This window comes from Parasphingorhabdus sp. (genome assembly GCF_036963805.1).
GTDB lineage: Bacteria > Pseudomonadota > Alphaproteobacteria > Sphingomonadales > Sphingomonadaceae > Parasphingorhabdus.
This window is the reverse complement of record NZ_JBALUN010000002.1, coordinates 312,048-326,660: the sequence shown is the minus strand read 5'-3', so window position 1 is coordinate 326,660 and position 14,613 is coordinate 312,048. Positions and strand designations below refer to the sequence as shown.

11 protein-coding genes are annotated in these 14,613 nt (G+C 51.8%); 9 read left to right on the top strand and 2 right to left on the bottom strand.

All coding sequences use genetic code 11. The features are described from left to right. The first annotated feature begins 6 nt into the window (after window positions 1-6). Complete coding sequence (locus V7676_RS08190; RefSeq protein ID WP_335659203.1) at window positions 7-1,059, top strand: DUF2332 domain-containing protein; 1,053 nt, start codon at window positions 7-9, stop codon at window positions 1,057-1,059. A 30-nt stretch (window positions 1,060-1,089) separates the two neighbouring features. Here the strand turns inward: V7676_RS08190 and V7676_RS08185 are convergent, their stop codons facing one another. Then, window positions 1,090-1,374 carry a BolA family protein gene (locus V7676_RS08185; protein ID WP_335659202.1) on the bottom strand — a complete coding sequence of 95 codons (285 nt, stop codon included), beginning with the start codon at window positions 1,372-1,374 and terminating at the stop codon, window positions 1,090-1,092. 66 nt (window positions 1,375-1,440) lie between these two features. Here V7676_RS08185 and V7676_RS08180 point away from each other — a divergent pair, with 66 nt between their 5' ends. Next, window positions 1,441-2,043 carry a J domain-containing protein gene (locus tag V7676_RS08180; RefSeq protein WP_335659201.1) on the top strand — a complete coding sequence of 201 codons (603 nt, stop codon included), beginning with the start codon at window positions 1,441-1,443 and terminating at the stop codon, window positions 2,041-2,043. A 123-nt stretch (window positions 2,044-2,166) separates the two neighbouring features. After that, window positions 2,167-3,156, top strand: a complete 990-nt coding sequence (cobS, locus tag V7676_RS08175) for a cobaltochelatase subunit CobS (protein ID WP_335659200.1) — start codon at window positions 2,167-2,169, stop codon at window positions 3,154-3,156. 114 nt (window positions 3,157-3,270) lie between these two features. On the opposite strand, the gene V7676_RS08170 is transcribed toward cobS, so the two are convergent. Further along, window positions 3,271-3,516, bottom strand: coding sequence for a YdcH family protein (locus V7676_RS08170; protein WP_335659199.1), 246 nt, complete (start codon window positions 3,514-3,516; stop codon window positions 3,271-3,273). Between the two features lie 148 nt (window positions 3,517-3,664). On the opposite strand from V7676_RS08170, the gene V7676_RS08165 reads away from it, so the two are divergent. From V7676_RS08165 to V7676_RS08140, 6 genes are all read left to right on the top strand, one after another. Beyond that, window positions 3,665-5,797, top strand: coding sequence for a transglycosylase domain-containing protein (locus V7676_RS08165; protein WP_335659198.1), 2,133 nt, complete (start codon window positions 3,665-3,667; stop codon window positions 5,795-5,797). A gap of 69 nt (window positions 5,798-5,866) precedes the next feature. Beyond that, complete coding sequence (gene cobT / locus V7676_RS08160) at window positions 5,867-7,699, top strand: cobaltochelatase subunit CobT (RefSeq protein ID WP_335659197.1); 1,833 nt, start codon at window positions 5,867-5,869, stop codon at window positions 7,697-7,699. Beyond that, window positions 7,696-8,367 (top strand): nitroreductase, encoded by a 672-nt coding sequence (locus V7676_RS08155; RefSeq protein WP_335659196.1) that lies wholly within the window; start codon window positions 7,696-7,698, stop codon window positions 8,365-8,367. Before cobT ends, V7676_RS08155 begins: the two co-directional genes overlap by 4 nt. A gap of 206 nt (window positions 8,368-8,573) precedes the next feature. Continuing rightward, window positions 8,574-11,708 carry a CHAT domain-containing protein gene (locus tag V7676_RS08150; protein ID WP_335659195.1) on the top strand — a complete coding sequence of 1,045 codons (3,135 nt, stop codon included), beginning with the start codon at window positions 8,574-8,576 and terminating at the stop codon, window positions 11,706-11,708. Further along, a complete protein-coding gene (locus V7676_RS08145; protein WP_335659194.1) occupies window positions 11,708-13,762 on the top strand; it encodes an adenylate/guanylate cyclase domain-containing protein in 2,055 nt (684 codons plus the stop codon). Before V7676_RS08150 ends, V7676_RS08145 begins: the two co-directional genes overlap by 1 nt. Beyond that, window positions 13,749-14,552 (top strand): hypothetical protein, encoded by an 804-nt coding sequence (locus V7676_RS08140; RefSeq protein ID WP_335659193.1) that lies wholly within the window; start codon window positions 13,749-13,751, stop codon window positions 14,550-14,552. Before V7676_RS08145 ends, V7676_RS08140 begins: the two co-directional genes overlap by 14 nt. The last annotated feature ends 61 nt before the right edge of the window (window positions 14,553-14,613 follow it).

The window sequence follows — 14,613 nt, the reverse complement described above, 5'->3', positions numbered from 1 at the left end:
GGCAATATGTCTAACCAGCAAAAAGTGCGCGACGCGTTTGCCAATCAGGTCGAATATTGCCGTTCCAACGGTGCCCCGATCACAGGCCGGATGGTCGAAGCGATAATAGCTGCTATCGACGAAAACAGCGAATTGGGCCGGCGGATATTGGGATGGGACGGCAATCCGCTGGCCGACGCTTTGCCTTTGCGTATTGCCGGGGGCTTTCATGCTTTGCAACTGGCAGGGCATCACCCCAGTCTTTCGGCCATATATGAGGGCGATGGGGAAGCCACGGCCAACGCCGAGTCGATTATTACAGAAACTATTGCCAGCGATGAGGCCGCGCTTTTACCTTGGCTCGATTCCCCGCCGCAAACTAATGAAGCGGGGCGCTCATCCTCTTATATAGCGGGATTGCTGTGGTTGACCGCACAGGAACTGCCTCCGCGCTATGAAATTCTGGAAATCGGTTCCAGCGCGGGGCTAAACCTGATGATCGAACGCTATCATTATAATCTTGGTGGCATTTCCGTAGGGCCGGAAAATGCCCCCCTGTCCTTCTCGCCCGAATGGCAAGGACCGCCGCCGCCCAATGCGCGCTTTGAATTTGAATCGATCCGCGGATGCGACATAGCGCCGGTTGATCTGGCCGAGCCCGCACAGGCCAACCGCCTTACGGCCTTTATCTGGCCCGAACATAAAGTCCGCTTTGAACGGATGAAGACCGCCATCGGCCTCGTCACCGAAAAGGCGCCCCAGCTAGACGGTGCCAGCGCCGATGACTGGATGATCGAACAGCTGAAAAAGCCACAACAAGAAGGTGTAACCCGGGTGCTGGTGCACTCTATCGTCTGGCAATATATCCCCAAAGCAGGCCGCGAACGAATCAAGCAAGCGATGGAAGCGGCAGGAGCGAAAGCTACGACCGATCGTCCTCTCGTTTGGCTGTCACTCGAAGCCAATCGGGAAACCTATCGCCATGAGTTGACCGTCCAACACTGGCCCGGTGGCGGCGAACGGACCAAGCTTGGCGAAGCCCATGCTCATGGTGTTTGGCTCAAATGGCTGGGAGTTTGAGTATAAGTTTACGGGATAGCGCCGACTGACTTATTCTCCCGGCACTGTCGCCTTGATTGCCATGGCGTGCACCTTTTCCTGCATCAGGTCGCCCAGCGCTTTGTTGACCATGCGCTGGCGGTTCAGCCGCGATTGCCCTGCAAAGGCGGCGCAGGCAATCTCTACCGTAAAATGCGACTCACCGCTTCCATCATCGCCAGAATGGCCATGATGTTTAGCACTGTCATTTATGACGTTTAATGCTTCCGGTGAAAGGGCGGCCAAAAGCCGCTTTTCGATTTCTGCGGCCACAGGGCCTTTTGATTCTGTTTCCATATTGCCTATATAGAGGTTTCACGATCATTTGCGAACCACCTTCTCCTGAAATATACGGACAATCTCTTGCCTTCCTCAAGCCATCAAAAAAAGAAATCCAACCGTTTTCATGGCCGCGTGGAAACCGATGGGCGAACCTGCTCGATTGATGGATGCGAGGAAGATGGCGAGTTTCGTGCACCACCGATTTATGGTGCCTCCCATGGTTTTGATGGACCTGGCGAATATCGCTGGCTGTGCTTGGACCATGTCCGCGAATTTAATCAAGGCTATGACTTTTTCCAAGGCATGGATCAGGAACAAATATTTGAGGCGCAACATCCGGTACGCGGGTGGGATAGCAACAGGCGAATCTATGAAGCCGGACCCAGCGTTGCTCCGGCGTGGTCGGATTTTACCGATCCGCTGGATGCGATCGGCGCAAGATTTTCCAACCACTTTTCGCGACCCCAGCCAGCTGGTCGATCGGTCAATGGCGCTGACCGTAGAGCACTTGAAACGCTGGGGCTTAGCGAGAAAGCGGAGCGTAGCGAAATCCGTCGTCGCTATTCAGAATTGGTTCGAAAATATCATCCTGATCGCAATGGCGGCGACAGAAGTCATGAGAAACAGTTGGCAAATGTAATCGCGGCCTATACGCAGCTAAAGGAATCACCGGATTTTAGATAATTGCCGAAAACAGGTTAGTCCAAAGCCCGACGAAAGACATCGATCATTATCGGCACCTGTCGAAAATGAGAAACGAAGTACATTAGGCTCCGTGTTAACCGCAGAAAAACTATAAGGACGACCATGACCGATTTACCAAATACTCATCCCACCGGCAGCGGTGAAACTGTTCTGGACGCGCCAGATATAACAGTTGATGCGCGGAAAATGTTTGGCATTGATCTGGACATGCAAATCCCCGCCTTTAGCGAAAAAGACGAGCGGGTTCCCGATCTTGATCCGGCCTATGTCTTCGATCAAGATACAACTGCCGCTATTCTTGCGGGTTTTGCCTTTAACCGCCGGGTGATGGTGCAGGGTTTTCATGGCACCGGTAAATCGACACATATCGAACAGGTAGCAGCGCGGCTCAATTGGCCCTGCATCCGTATCAATCTCGACGCGCATATCAGTCGTATAGATTTGGTCGGTCGCGACGCGATCGTTCTGAAAGATGGTCAGCAAGTTACTGAATTTCGTGAAGGTTTATTGCCTTGGGCGCTGCAGACACCGACCGCTCTGGTGTTTGACGAATATGATGCGGGCCGCCCTGACGTAATGTTTGTGATCCAGCGTGTTCTGGAGGCGGAGGGCAAATTGACCCTGCTCGACCAGAATCGCGTTATTCGTCCCAATCCTTATTTCCGCCTCTTCGCCACGGCCAATACGGTCGGCCTTGGCGATACAAGCGGGCTATATCACGGAACGCAGCAGATCAACCAAGGCCAGATGGACCGTTGGAACATCGTCGTCACGCTAAACTATCTGCCGGCCGCGACCGAAGCGAAGGTTATCCTCTCGAAGGTTCCAGATACGGACGACAAAACCGTTGAAAATATGATTAAAGTCGCTGACCTCTCTCGTCAGGGCTTCGTGAACGGAGATATCTCCACAGTGATGAGCCCTCGGACCGTGATAAGCTGGGCGCAAAATGCTGCGATATTCAATAATGTTGGCTTTGCCTTCCGCCTATCCTTCCTCAACAAATGCGATGAAGCAGAACGGATGCTCGTAGCCGAATATTATCAGCGTGTATTTGGTGAAGATTTGCCGGAAAGTGTCATTGGCGGTTGATGCGATTCAACCCATAATCTCTCCGGCCGCTAGCAAACCAAGCTAGGAAAGCTGAGTATCTGGCTCTGCGATCCTATTGCTCAGACACAAAGCCTTGAGAAATCCAATGAACTGTCAGCCGGAGTGCGCCGTCAGCATACCGCTAATTTCATCAAGCAAGCCCAAGCGCTGTTTTTTCATATCTTCGACGCGAAAATCAGATGCAGCGTCAACTTCCGCCTCAATCCGATGAATTTCGCGGTTAAGCTCATGATAGCGTCCGGACAGCTTACCAAAATGTGCATTTTCAATCTTTAACTGGTGAAGCGCATCAATCGCGTGAGGAAATTCATCGGCAAGTTCATGTGGCGTGTGGGACATAAAGGACTCCATTTGAAAAACGAGACTCGAACGCTCGTTCAATAAGCTAGATTTTTCATGATCCCTTTGCCGCCGCATTGCGCTATATCAAAAAAACATTCTATTTTCGCTCTCGCCACAGGCGTCTCATTAAAGTAACACAGTAATAATGTTAGACCACCATCCTCCCGTTTCTGACCGGCATCAACCGAGCCACAAGCGGCGCTGGTATTGGCCTTTTGGCCGCAAGGCGTTAGCCGAACCGGTATTTTACCAACCCCATGACGATCCCCTGCAGCCGCATTTGCAGAGCGAACCGATTGCACCGCTTAAAAAACCGCGCGGAAAATGGTGGTGGTACAGCCGCGGGCTTGCCGTATTTCTATTCCTGTTCATCCTGCTGGTTGCCTGGTTGGCGATCACTGCGCCGCTGTCCAAATCCTTGCAACCGATAGCGCCGCCGCAAATCACCCTGCTGACCTCAAACGGACAACCGATCGCGCGGAGCGGCGCAGTCGTCGATGAACCTGTGGAAGTGGCGAAATTGCCCAATCATGTGGTCAACGCATTTCTGGCAATTGAGGACCGGCGCTTTTATTCCCATTGGGGCTTGGATCCGCGCAGTCTTGCCCGGGCAGTATGGAGCAATGCAACGGACAACGGTATGACTCAGGGTGGTAGCACGATCACCCAGCAGCTTGCCAAATTTACCTTTCTGACGCCCGAACGCAGTCTAACCCGCAAGGCTCGCGAAATGCTCATCGCCTTTTGGATGGAGGCACGGCTGTCGAAGAACGAAATTCTCGAGCGTTATCTCTCCAACGTGTATTTTGGAGATAATGTTTACGGCCTACGCGCTGCCTCACTTCATTATTATTATCGTCAGCCGGAAAATCTGAAACCCGAACAGGCCATCATGCTGGCCGGACTAGTACAGGCACCTTCGCGCCTTGCGCCGACACGTAATCCTGATCTTGCCGCAAAGCGCGCGAAGTTGGTTAAGGCCGCAATGGTCGATGCAGGCTTTCTGACACAGGCAGAGGCAGATAAATTGCGCAATCCAGTGCTCGACGTCCGCAGCAGCAACACACTACCGACAGGCACTTATTTTGCCGACTGGGCAATGCCGCAGGCGCGTGCACTGTCGGAGATGAGCTATAGCAAGCTCAACCTTACTACTACATTGGACTCCAGACTGCAGGATATTGCCCGCCGCGTTGTTGGCAGGGCGCCGCTGGGCAATGCACAGGTCGCGCTTGTCGCCATGCGACCTGATGGGGAAGTCGTGGCAATGATTGGTGGGCGAGATTATCAAAAGTCTGCCTTTAACCGAGCGACACAAGCCAAAAGGCAGCCGGGCTCGACGTTCAAGCTATTTGTCGCCTTGGCAGCGCTCCGTTCCGGTATGACGCCGGAAACGATGGTCGATGACAGTCCGATAACAAAGGGTGGTTATCTTCCGAAAAATTCAGGCGAACGATATCGCGGTCAAATCCCGCTGAAAGAAGCTTTTTCGCGATCGAGCAATGTCGCGGCCGTACGGCTATTCGGCGAATTGGGCGACAAAGCGGTCATTCGCGAAGCGCGCAGACTAGGCGTTAGATCGTCCTTAGCAGAGGATGACCCCAGCCTTGCCCTCGGCACATCGACCATGACGTTGATGGAACTCACTGCCGCCTATGCCGGTGTTGCAGGTAACCGCTGGCCTGTCATTCCCTATGCATTCAAAAATAAGGATCAAAGCTGGCTCGAATGGCTAACCGATTGGCCCGGCAGTTATGGAAGCCGCATGCATGAAGATATCGAGATGATGTTGCGCGAAACCGTACGTAACGGAACTGGCCGCGCTGCAGGCCTGTCCATTCCGGCCTATGGCAAAACCGGCACCAGCCAGAATAATCGCGATGCGCTGTTCATCGGTTATGCCGGGGACTTGGTTGTCGGAGTCTGGATCGGCAATGATGACAATAGCTCGCTAAAAAGCGTCAATGGTGGCGGCTTGCCCGCACGTATATGGCGAGACTTTATGAGTCAGGCAATTAAAGGAGCGGGCAGCACGAGCAAACCGAAGGCAGCTAAAAAGCCGGACCCTGACGGCCCGGTTCAGCCGTTGGACCTGCCCAATCTGGAAGATTTACAGGATATTCCGATTGATCTTGGTAATTCCGAAATTCGTATAAAGGGCAGTGATGGCGCTACGCTGTCGACCGAAATTGGCGGCGTGCCGCTGGACATCAGCATCGATAATGATGGTGTTGCAATCACGAGCAAACGGAATGAGCCACCATCCGGTCAGCAATGATACACTGCTTCCCTAAATACATAGTAACAACGCCATTGAAACTCCCCCCATGTCTGGTTATCGAACCATATGGCTGATCGTTCCAAACTTGATGACCTGAAAGATGTTCTCGGCGGGACCGCGCGCGCTATGGCCCGTGAACCCGAAGTGGAACTGGCATATACAGCGGAAGCCCCCTCGCAATCGGGCCAGCATCTCAAGGTGCCGATGCCGGCTCGGGATCTACCAGCCGATCAAGTGGCACAAGCCCGCGGATTTGCGGACAGTTTTGCACTAAAATTACGTTATCATAACGAAGCCCGCCACCGTAAAAATGCGCCTCAGGAAGCCATTGCGCGCGCCTGTTTTGATGCTTTGGAAGAAGTGCGCACCGACGCACTCGGGTCTCGCAATATGAAGGGCGTCAACGGCAACCTCCAGGCAGCGCTACAAATGCGGATGCGCTCCGATCCGATATCGCGCGCGCAAAATCGCGACGAAGTTCCTATTTCAACCGCCCTTGCTTTACTCGCACGCGAAAAGCTAACTGGTGAAAAGCCGCCACAATCGACCCAAAAGGGAGTCGATATGTTGCGCGAGTGGGTCGAAGAAAGTGCGGGTGCCGATCTGGATGGGCTGAACCTGACGCTCGATGATCAGGACAGTTTTGCTAAACTATCCACTCAGCTACTCCAACATCTCGACCTTATCAAAAGTGATGAGGAAGCGTCAGAAGCTAACGATAGTGATGATGATTCAGACGATGAAACTGACGATCAGGACGATGACGGTGCGGATGATGAGGCTACGGGCGATCAGGGGCAACAGGACATGCGCTCTGAACAATCAGAAGATGATGCGCAAGAAAGCGAGAGCGAACTAAACGCTGACGATCTGGAAGACGGCGCAGAGGATGAAATGGGCGATAGTGGTGACGAGGGCATGATGCCTGTCCGTCCCAATCGCCCAATGTCCGACCTGCCCCCCGGCTTCGACTATACGCCGTGGACCGAAAAATATGACGAAATTATCAGCGCTGCCGAATTATGCGACGATGAGGAATTAACGCGCTTACGCGCCTTTCTGGATCAACAGTTGACCAGTTTGCAGGGTGCTGTGACAAAACTCGCCAATCGCCTCCAACGTCGTTTGATGGCTCAACAGAACCGCAGTTGGGATTTTGATCAGGAAGAAGGCATGCTCGATGCCGCCCGCCTTGCCCGGGTTATCAGCAATCCGGCTCATAGCCTGTCTTACAAGATGGAACGTGAAACTGATTTCCGCGACACTGTGGTCACATTGCTGATCGACAATTCAGGGTCAATGCGCGGACGGCCCATCAGCATAGCAGCCATCAGTGCCGATATCATGGCGCGCACGCTGGAACGCTGTGGTGTAAAGACGGAAATATTGGGCTTTACCACCCGCGCCTGGAAAGGTGGACAATGCCGTGAAAGTTGGCTCGCCGCCGATCGTCCAGCCAACCCGGGGCGGCTTAACGACCTGCGCCATATTATATACAAACAGGCCGACGAACCATGGCGGCGTGCGCGGAAAAACCTTGGCCTGATGATGCGTGAAGGCTTGCTGAAAGAAAATATCGACGGAGAGGCTTTGCTCTGGGCGCACAGCCGATTGATCGCTCGCCCCGAAGAACGCCGTATATTGATGGTGATTTCCGATGGCGCACCAGTTGATGATTCCACATTATCTGTGAACCACGGCGCCTATCTGGAAAATCACCTGCGCACCGTGATCGACTGGATTGAAAGCCGTTCGCCGGTGCAACTGGTCGCCATCGGCATCGGTCATGATGTAACACGCTATTATAAACGCGCTGTCACGATAATGGATGCCGAGCAATTGGGCGGCACCATGGTTGAACAACTGGCAGGATTATTTGAAGAGGAAACAAAAAAATGAACGTAACTGAAGCAGTTAAATCACGCCGCTCGGTTCGACAATTTCTCGACAAGCCGGTGGATCAACAAATGCTTCAGAACGTTCTGGCAACCGCCGCCCGTTCACCATCCGGCGGCAATACACAGCCATGGAATGCCATTGTCGTTAGTGGCAATGAACTAACCCGCATCGCTGACGCAATCAAAGCCAAAGTCCTTACCACACCGGCTGGAGAGGGTATGGAATATGATATTTATCCCAAGGGCTTGGAAGGCCGCTATGAAGAACAGCGGCGAGGTGTCGGCAAAGCCATGTTCGCATCGCTTAAAATTCCAAAGGACGATAGCGCCGCACGAGTCAAACAGATGATGGCAAATTGGGACAGCTTTGGCGCACCGGTGCAGCTGTTCACATATACCCGCAAATATATGGGCCCGCCGCAATGGTCGGATATGGGGATGTGGCTGCAAACCGTGATGCTATTACTCCGCGAAGCAGGCCTTGATAGCTGCCCGCAAGAAATTTGGGCAATGTACGGCACCTATATGCGCGAACTGCTTGATATAGACGACGAACATATATTTTTCTGCGGAATGTCTATTGGTTATCGTGATCCTGATGCGCCGATCAATAATTTTGATGTCCCGCGGGTGTCGCTGGCAGAAACTGTGAAATTTCGCGGATTTTAAATGACCTAAGCATCTGATATCAAAATATTTAATCATTAGAATTTTCAGATTGTGACAATAGTCACCTCAATTACGCCAGCATGGCGAATAATTGCTATGCTAGACTCGGAAAGGTCGCTTATGGGCTTTTTTGAGGGGTTTCCGGGTCGCAATGTGAACAGCTTAGCCATGTGGCTCAAGTTGCTATAGATGATTGTGGGGAACATATGATCGGTCCGAGAAATTTCCGCCTACCTTTGCTGGTATTGGCGTTGACCACCGCGTCTACCATCGCTCATGCTCAAGGCACTCCAGTAGCCTTACGGGACAGTTTCCCGATTGGGTCCGGCGATGGCACACTCTGTCAGGTTCAGGACAGAAGCCTCGAAAATAAAACCAAAATAAGCATTTTTGATCGCAGTTGGGCCGTCGTCTGTCGTGATTCAGCCCGGCCGGTGAGCTATGTCTACGCCTTCCGATCTCCAGACGACGATATAATGGCTCGTATCGGAAAATTTCGGAAAGATCCTGTTTCTTGTGATGATCAAACCAAACAAGATCGTATTGACGGCATAAGCCGCACTCTTTGCCAATTAACCAATGAGCCGGTCAGCTATTCAATATTTAAAGAACAACGCGGAAACGTCACCTATGCGGCAGAAGGCCTGACCGTTTATGATAGTGCGACCCTGTTGGCACTGAAATCAATCATGTCCGATAAGATCGTCAAAGGCAAAATCGACGTGGCCTCGACTTCGATCGAAGATCCGTTCGCTTTTGCCCGTGTGCAAGCACTGACGCTGAAGCCCGATCAAGCGTTGGCCGAGGGTTATCGCCGCAATCTAAGCGGCAACTATGCCGAAGCGGCTGCATTTTTTGAAACGTTACAGCAACGCACCGCCGGTCTTGGTGATCAGGATATTAATCCTCAGGAATATTTCATTAATCGGGCCTTACAGAAATCAAATCTAGGTGAATTTGCAGAAGCGGACGAACTGTTCGAACAAGCACGATCGGTCATCGCTGACAATGATGTCAACCAACGATTGCTGCGCAATTTTGAAGGCATGCATTTGCTCAACCAAGGCCGCTATGATGAAGCGGTGGAGCGGATCAACATTCCCGTTAAAACAGCCGAAAGACAGCGGGATGCATTGCTATCCAGCCTCACCATCACGACCCCGATTGCGACGCGTATGAACGGCGACAATAAAACCGCAAATTTGCTCGGCTTCAATGATGATCTAAAACTAACACAGTTAGAGCGCGCCGAGATTATTGATGCCCAGGCACTGCAACTGATCGGCACAGCACAACGCATCAGAGGCGATGCAGAGGCCGCTAATATATCGCTGACCACAGCTTATAACCGCGCGGTGGCGATACGCGACGGACGCGTGACCTCGATAACTCGTTTACGTGCGCAAATATTGTCGGAACTAGCCCTGATTGCCGAAGCAGATGGCGATGTTGGTGGCGCCGAGGAACTTTTGCGCGATGCTCTGGAACTAGTAGAACTACAATATCCCGAAACACGGGCCGTCAACGCAGCGAAAGCGAAACTGGCTAGCTTTTTGCTGCGTCAAGGCAACCAAAGCGATGCGCGACAATTATACCGGGAGGTAATTGACAATTCGCTCGGGAAGCGCAGCGCCGTAACCGGTATTGTCAATCAACTGGCACCTTATTTCCAATTAATGGCCGATGATCCGGATTCCGGGGAAGAATTTTTTAAAGCATCGCAAGTTCTCATCCGGCCCGGCGTAGCCGAAACCCAAGCAGCGTTGTCCCGCGAGTTAAGTGGGGGTACGGATGAAGCATCCCGATTATTTCGTCAGTCCAGCAACCTGGACCGGAGCATTGAACGGTTACGCATGCGCTTCACTGCGCTCGGCAAAGTGGAGGAAACTTCAGAAACACGGCGGCTGCGCGCCGATCTGGCTGCAGAAATCGAAGAACTGGAGCGGAGCCAACAGCTGACCATCGTAAGCCTGTCAAAATATCCACAATATCGCGCCATTGCCGGAAGCTCCATCAGTCTCAGCGATTTACGGGCCAGCATGACCCCTTCAGAATCCTATGTCCGTATGGCGATTGTCGGCGATGACATCTTCATTTTCTATACCGACAAGCAATATGCAACAGCATATAAATCGCCACTAAATTCCAATGAGCTGGATAGAGAGGTCGATGTTTTACGGGCTTCTATTTCCGCTTTTGAAAATGGCCAGTATGTAACATATCCTTTTGATATTGAGACATCACGCAGTCTTTTCAAATCGCTTTTGGAACCAGTTGCAGAGCGACTGGTATCCAAAGAACATCTGATTTTTGAACCTGACGGAGCGATGCTGCGTTTACCAGTAAATTTGTTGATTACAGACGATCAGTCTGTCGCTGAATATACAGCACGCGTCGACCGGCCGGATGGCGACCCATTCGACTATACCAATATTCACTGGCTCGGCAGCGATACCAATATAAGCACAGCGGTTTCGGCGCGTGGTTTCGTTGATGCACGCAAAGCGCCGATTTCAAAGGCATCCCGTCAATATTTAGGTCTAGGCAGCAACCAGCCGGTATTGGCAGACACCCGGATAGGTGGCGTACGCGCTTCGACAGAAGGCCTTGATGCTAATTGCAATTGGTCACTAAATGAGTGGAACAAGCCGATTTCAGCCGCCGAACTTGTCCAGGCGCGTTCGATAATCGGTACCAATGGTTCCGATGTATTAACCGGCAACGCATTTTCTGATGATCAAATTATGTCTAAATCAGACATTTCCGATTATCGTATTTTGCATTTCGCCACCCACGGTCTGGTTACGGCGCCCCGACCATCCTGCCCCGCCAAGCCTGCCCTGCTCACGTCTTTCGGCGGCAGCGATTCAGATGGTTTATTGGCATTTGACGAGATATTTGACCTGAAACTGGATGCCGATATTGTCATTCTTTCCGCCTGCGACACCGCCGGTAAGGCCAGTATTCAAGCCACTCGCGAAGCAGGCGTTACCAGCGGCGGCGGAACGGCACTCGACGGACTAGTCCGCTCTTTCATCGGTGCCGGTAGCCGCTCGGTATTGGCGAGCCATTGGCCCGCACCGGATGATTTCCGGGCAACGGAACGTCTGATCGGCGGCCTGTTCGAGGATGGCAAGGGACACTCCGTGGCCACCGCCCTCAGGGTTTCCCAAAACAAGTTGATGGATGATCCCGTAACATCCCACCCCTATTATTGGTCCGGCTTTGCCATTATCGGCGATGGATCAAGACCTTTTTTGCCTGATAATCAATCAAGCATCCCAAGCATTGATGCAACCTCGGTCAGTGCCTCCAGCAAAAAGATATCGGCATTAAAATAATGACAAGTGAGAATGCTCAACATGATCCGGCCCACCAAGGCCGCGATGTCAAAGAAGAAGCACGCGGTGTGTTAAAATCTTTGCGTCAGATGAGCAAGCAACTGGGACCTATCCGTCTCGGGTCAACGCTTTTGTTCATCATTCTTGCCGTTTTAATGGCGCGTTTCAGTTGGTCAACGCCCCTTATTCAAGATGCGGAACGCGCCCTATATGACATGCGCGTATCTGTCTTTGCTCCAGAAGTGGAGAAAGAAGACCGTATCGTGATGATCGTATATAATGAAGACACGTTAAAACTAACTGGCCAACGCTCTCCAGTCGATCGCACAATATTGGCACAAGCCCTTGAAACCATTGATAAAGCCGGTGCAAAATCGATCGGGATCGATATTCTCTTCACTATGCCTCAGGATGATGACGCATTACTCATCGAATCATTCAATAATATGAAAACGCCAACCTATCTTGCCTATGCTGATCCGGTCGCCAATCCTGAAATAGATTTTGCCGAACATGAATTTTTAAACCAGTTCGTTGGTGAGATAAAAGGAAAAGCTGTAAGCAAGACCAGTATACGCTTGGAAACCGAGAGTGATGGCGTAGCCCGCAGATGGACCGCCCTACCGAAAAACCTTCCTCCCTTTTTGGCAATTGCCCTGACCAAACCCAATCCCCAATTTGCGCAAAATGAGGGAGCGATCCGTTATTTGGTCCCGAAAAACGCTGACATGCCCGTTTTCGACAAATTTCCTATCGAAAGTTTCGCAGACCCGACGACCGCCGACATGCTCCAATCTTTCATTAAAGACAAATATGTCCTGATAGGCGGAGACTTTATCGATCGTGATCGCTTTGAAACGCCGATCGGTTCCATTCTCCATCTCCAAAGTGATGACGGGAAAATGATCGGGCTAGAAGTTCACGCCCATATGCTCGCTCAACTTTTAGATAATGAAATTCCTACCCCGATACCCAATTGGATATTATGGGTCGCGGCGATCATTATTGCTATATGCGGAGGACTGTCGGCGCTTGTAGTCGGTAATCCGTTAAAAGTTGGCGGCCTGTTAATTGGTCAGTTTGCTTTCTTCATAATTTTCCCGTTTGTTCTGCAGAATATTGGCACCGATACACTTTCGTTACCAGCATTTGGCTGGGGACTGGGCTGGCTTTTTGGTTACGCCTCTGTCGGATCCGCTGCCAGAACCGTAAATTCCAAACAACGGGCTTTTGCGCAAAATGCTCTTGGAAAATACCTCCCTAAATCGATCGCGGGTGAAATTTTACGCAATCCGGAAAAACTCGCCCTACATGGCGAAAAGCGCAAGATTTTTGCAGTTTTCACTGATCTGGAAGGCTTTACCAAGCTTAGCCACGCCATTGAGCCTGAAATGGTCGCCACGTTGCTGAATGACTATCTCGATCGCCTGAGTGAAGTGGCGCTGGAATACGGCGGCACGATCGATAAATTTGTCGGCGATGCGCTAGTCTGTTTCTGGGGGGCGCCCATTTCCTATCCTGATGATGGCGAACGGGCAGCCAAAGCTGCTTACGCGCTTTATCAGGCCGGTGAAGAATTTCGGCAGAATGCACCGGAAGGCGTGCCGCCCATTGGCCGTACGCGTGTCGGCATGCACTATGGCGATGCGATTGTCGGAAATTTTGGCGGCGAAGGCCGCATTCAATATACCGCTCTTGGCGATGCGATGAATACCGCAGCGCGTTTAGAGGCAGCGAACAAGACGCTTGAAACAAAAGTACTGATCAGCAAAGAGGCAATGGAACGCACCGGTCTCGACTGGTATCGTCCCATGGGTAAGATTACCCTGCGTGGCCGGTCCACTCCGGTTGAGGTATTTGAACCAATACCCGACTGGGAAGAAAAGGATCGGGCAGCAGTGATGGCCGTCATAGCGGCTCACGAAAAAGGTGATATTAGCTATGTTCAGGCACTTGGTGCTATGATGGCGCAATATGGCGAAGATTTAGGCCTCGCCAATTTACTAATACGTTTGGAAAAAACAAAAAATGGAGAAAGCTATGCACTCGGTTGAATGTAAAAAGGCGCAATATGGAAACTTCGCCCGCAGTCTGGGCAAAGCAGCTTTAGGAGCGGCTTTGCTGGTCGGCGTCAGCGGCGCTGCAGTGGCGCAAAATATGGTGGTTCGTTCGACTGGACCTTCCGCCACATCCTATCCTGCTGGTAAGAAACTCGCCAATGGCGCGAAACTGACGCTGAAAAATTTGGATATGGTGACGGTTCTCGGCAAAGGCGGCACTCGCGTGCTGAAGGGGCCTGGTGTCTTTTCTTTGGGGGCGACAGCAAGCGCGCAGTCTAGCAGTTCAACGCGTCTTGCCAGTTTTATCAATAATCGCGGGAGCAGCCGGGCCAGAACCGGAGCCGTTCGTAGTGCTGGTGTAAGTGTTTCGAATGAAGAGCCAAAGAACCCTAATTTGTGGTTTCTCGACGTGACCAAAGGCGGAAAATTCTGCGTGGCTGATGCCAATGCACTGGTACTTTGGCGTCCTGATTACACGGGATCAGCCACTGCTAGCATCGTTGAACCGGCCAATGGCACAGTGACCGCTGTTGCCTGGCGCAAAGGTAATCCGTTGAAAAGCTGGCCAACGGCTGAAGCGCCCTTAACGGACGGCGCGCGCTATCGGCTAATCGGTTCTAATGTTGAGAAATCTGTCGAGATTAATTTTGTAATGCTGAATGAATCACCGCAAAACCTAGATGATGCAGCCGCGGCACTGATTGCCAATGGTTGCCAGAGCCAGCTTGATCTGCTGGTGGACACCTTGGACGACGGCTCATCAACGAACCAGGATCAAGGTTAGCACAGAAAATATTTCACGCTCTGAGGTGAGGGTCAAGGTGTGAAATAAAAAAAATATTTCC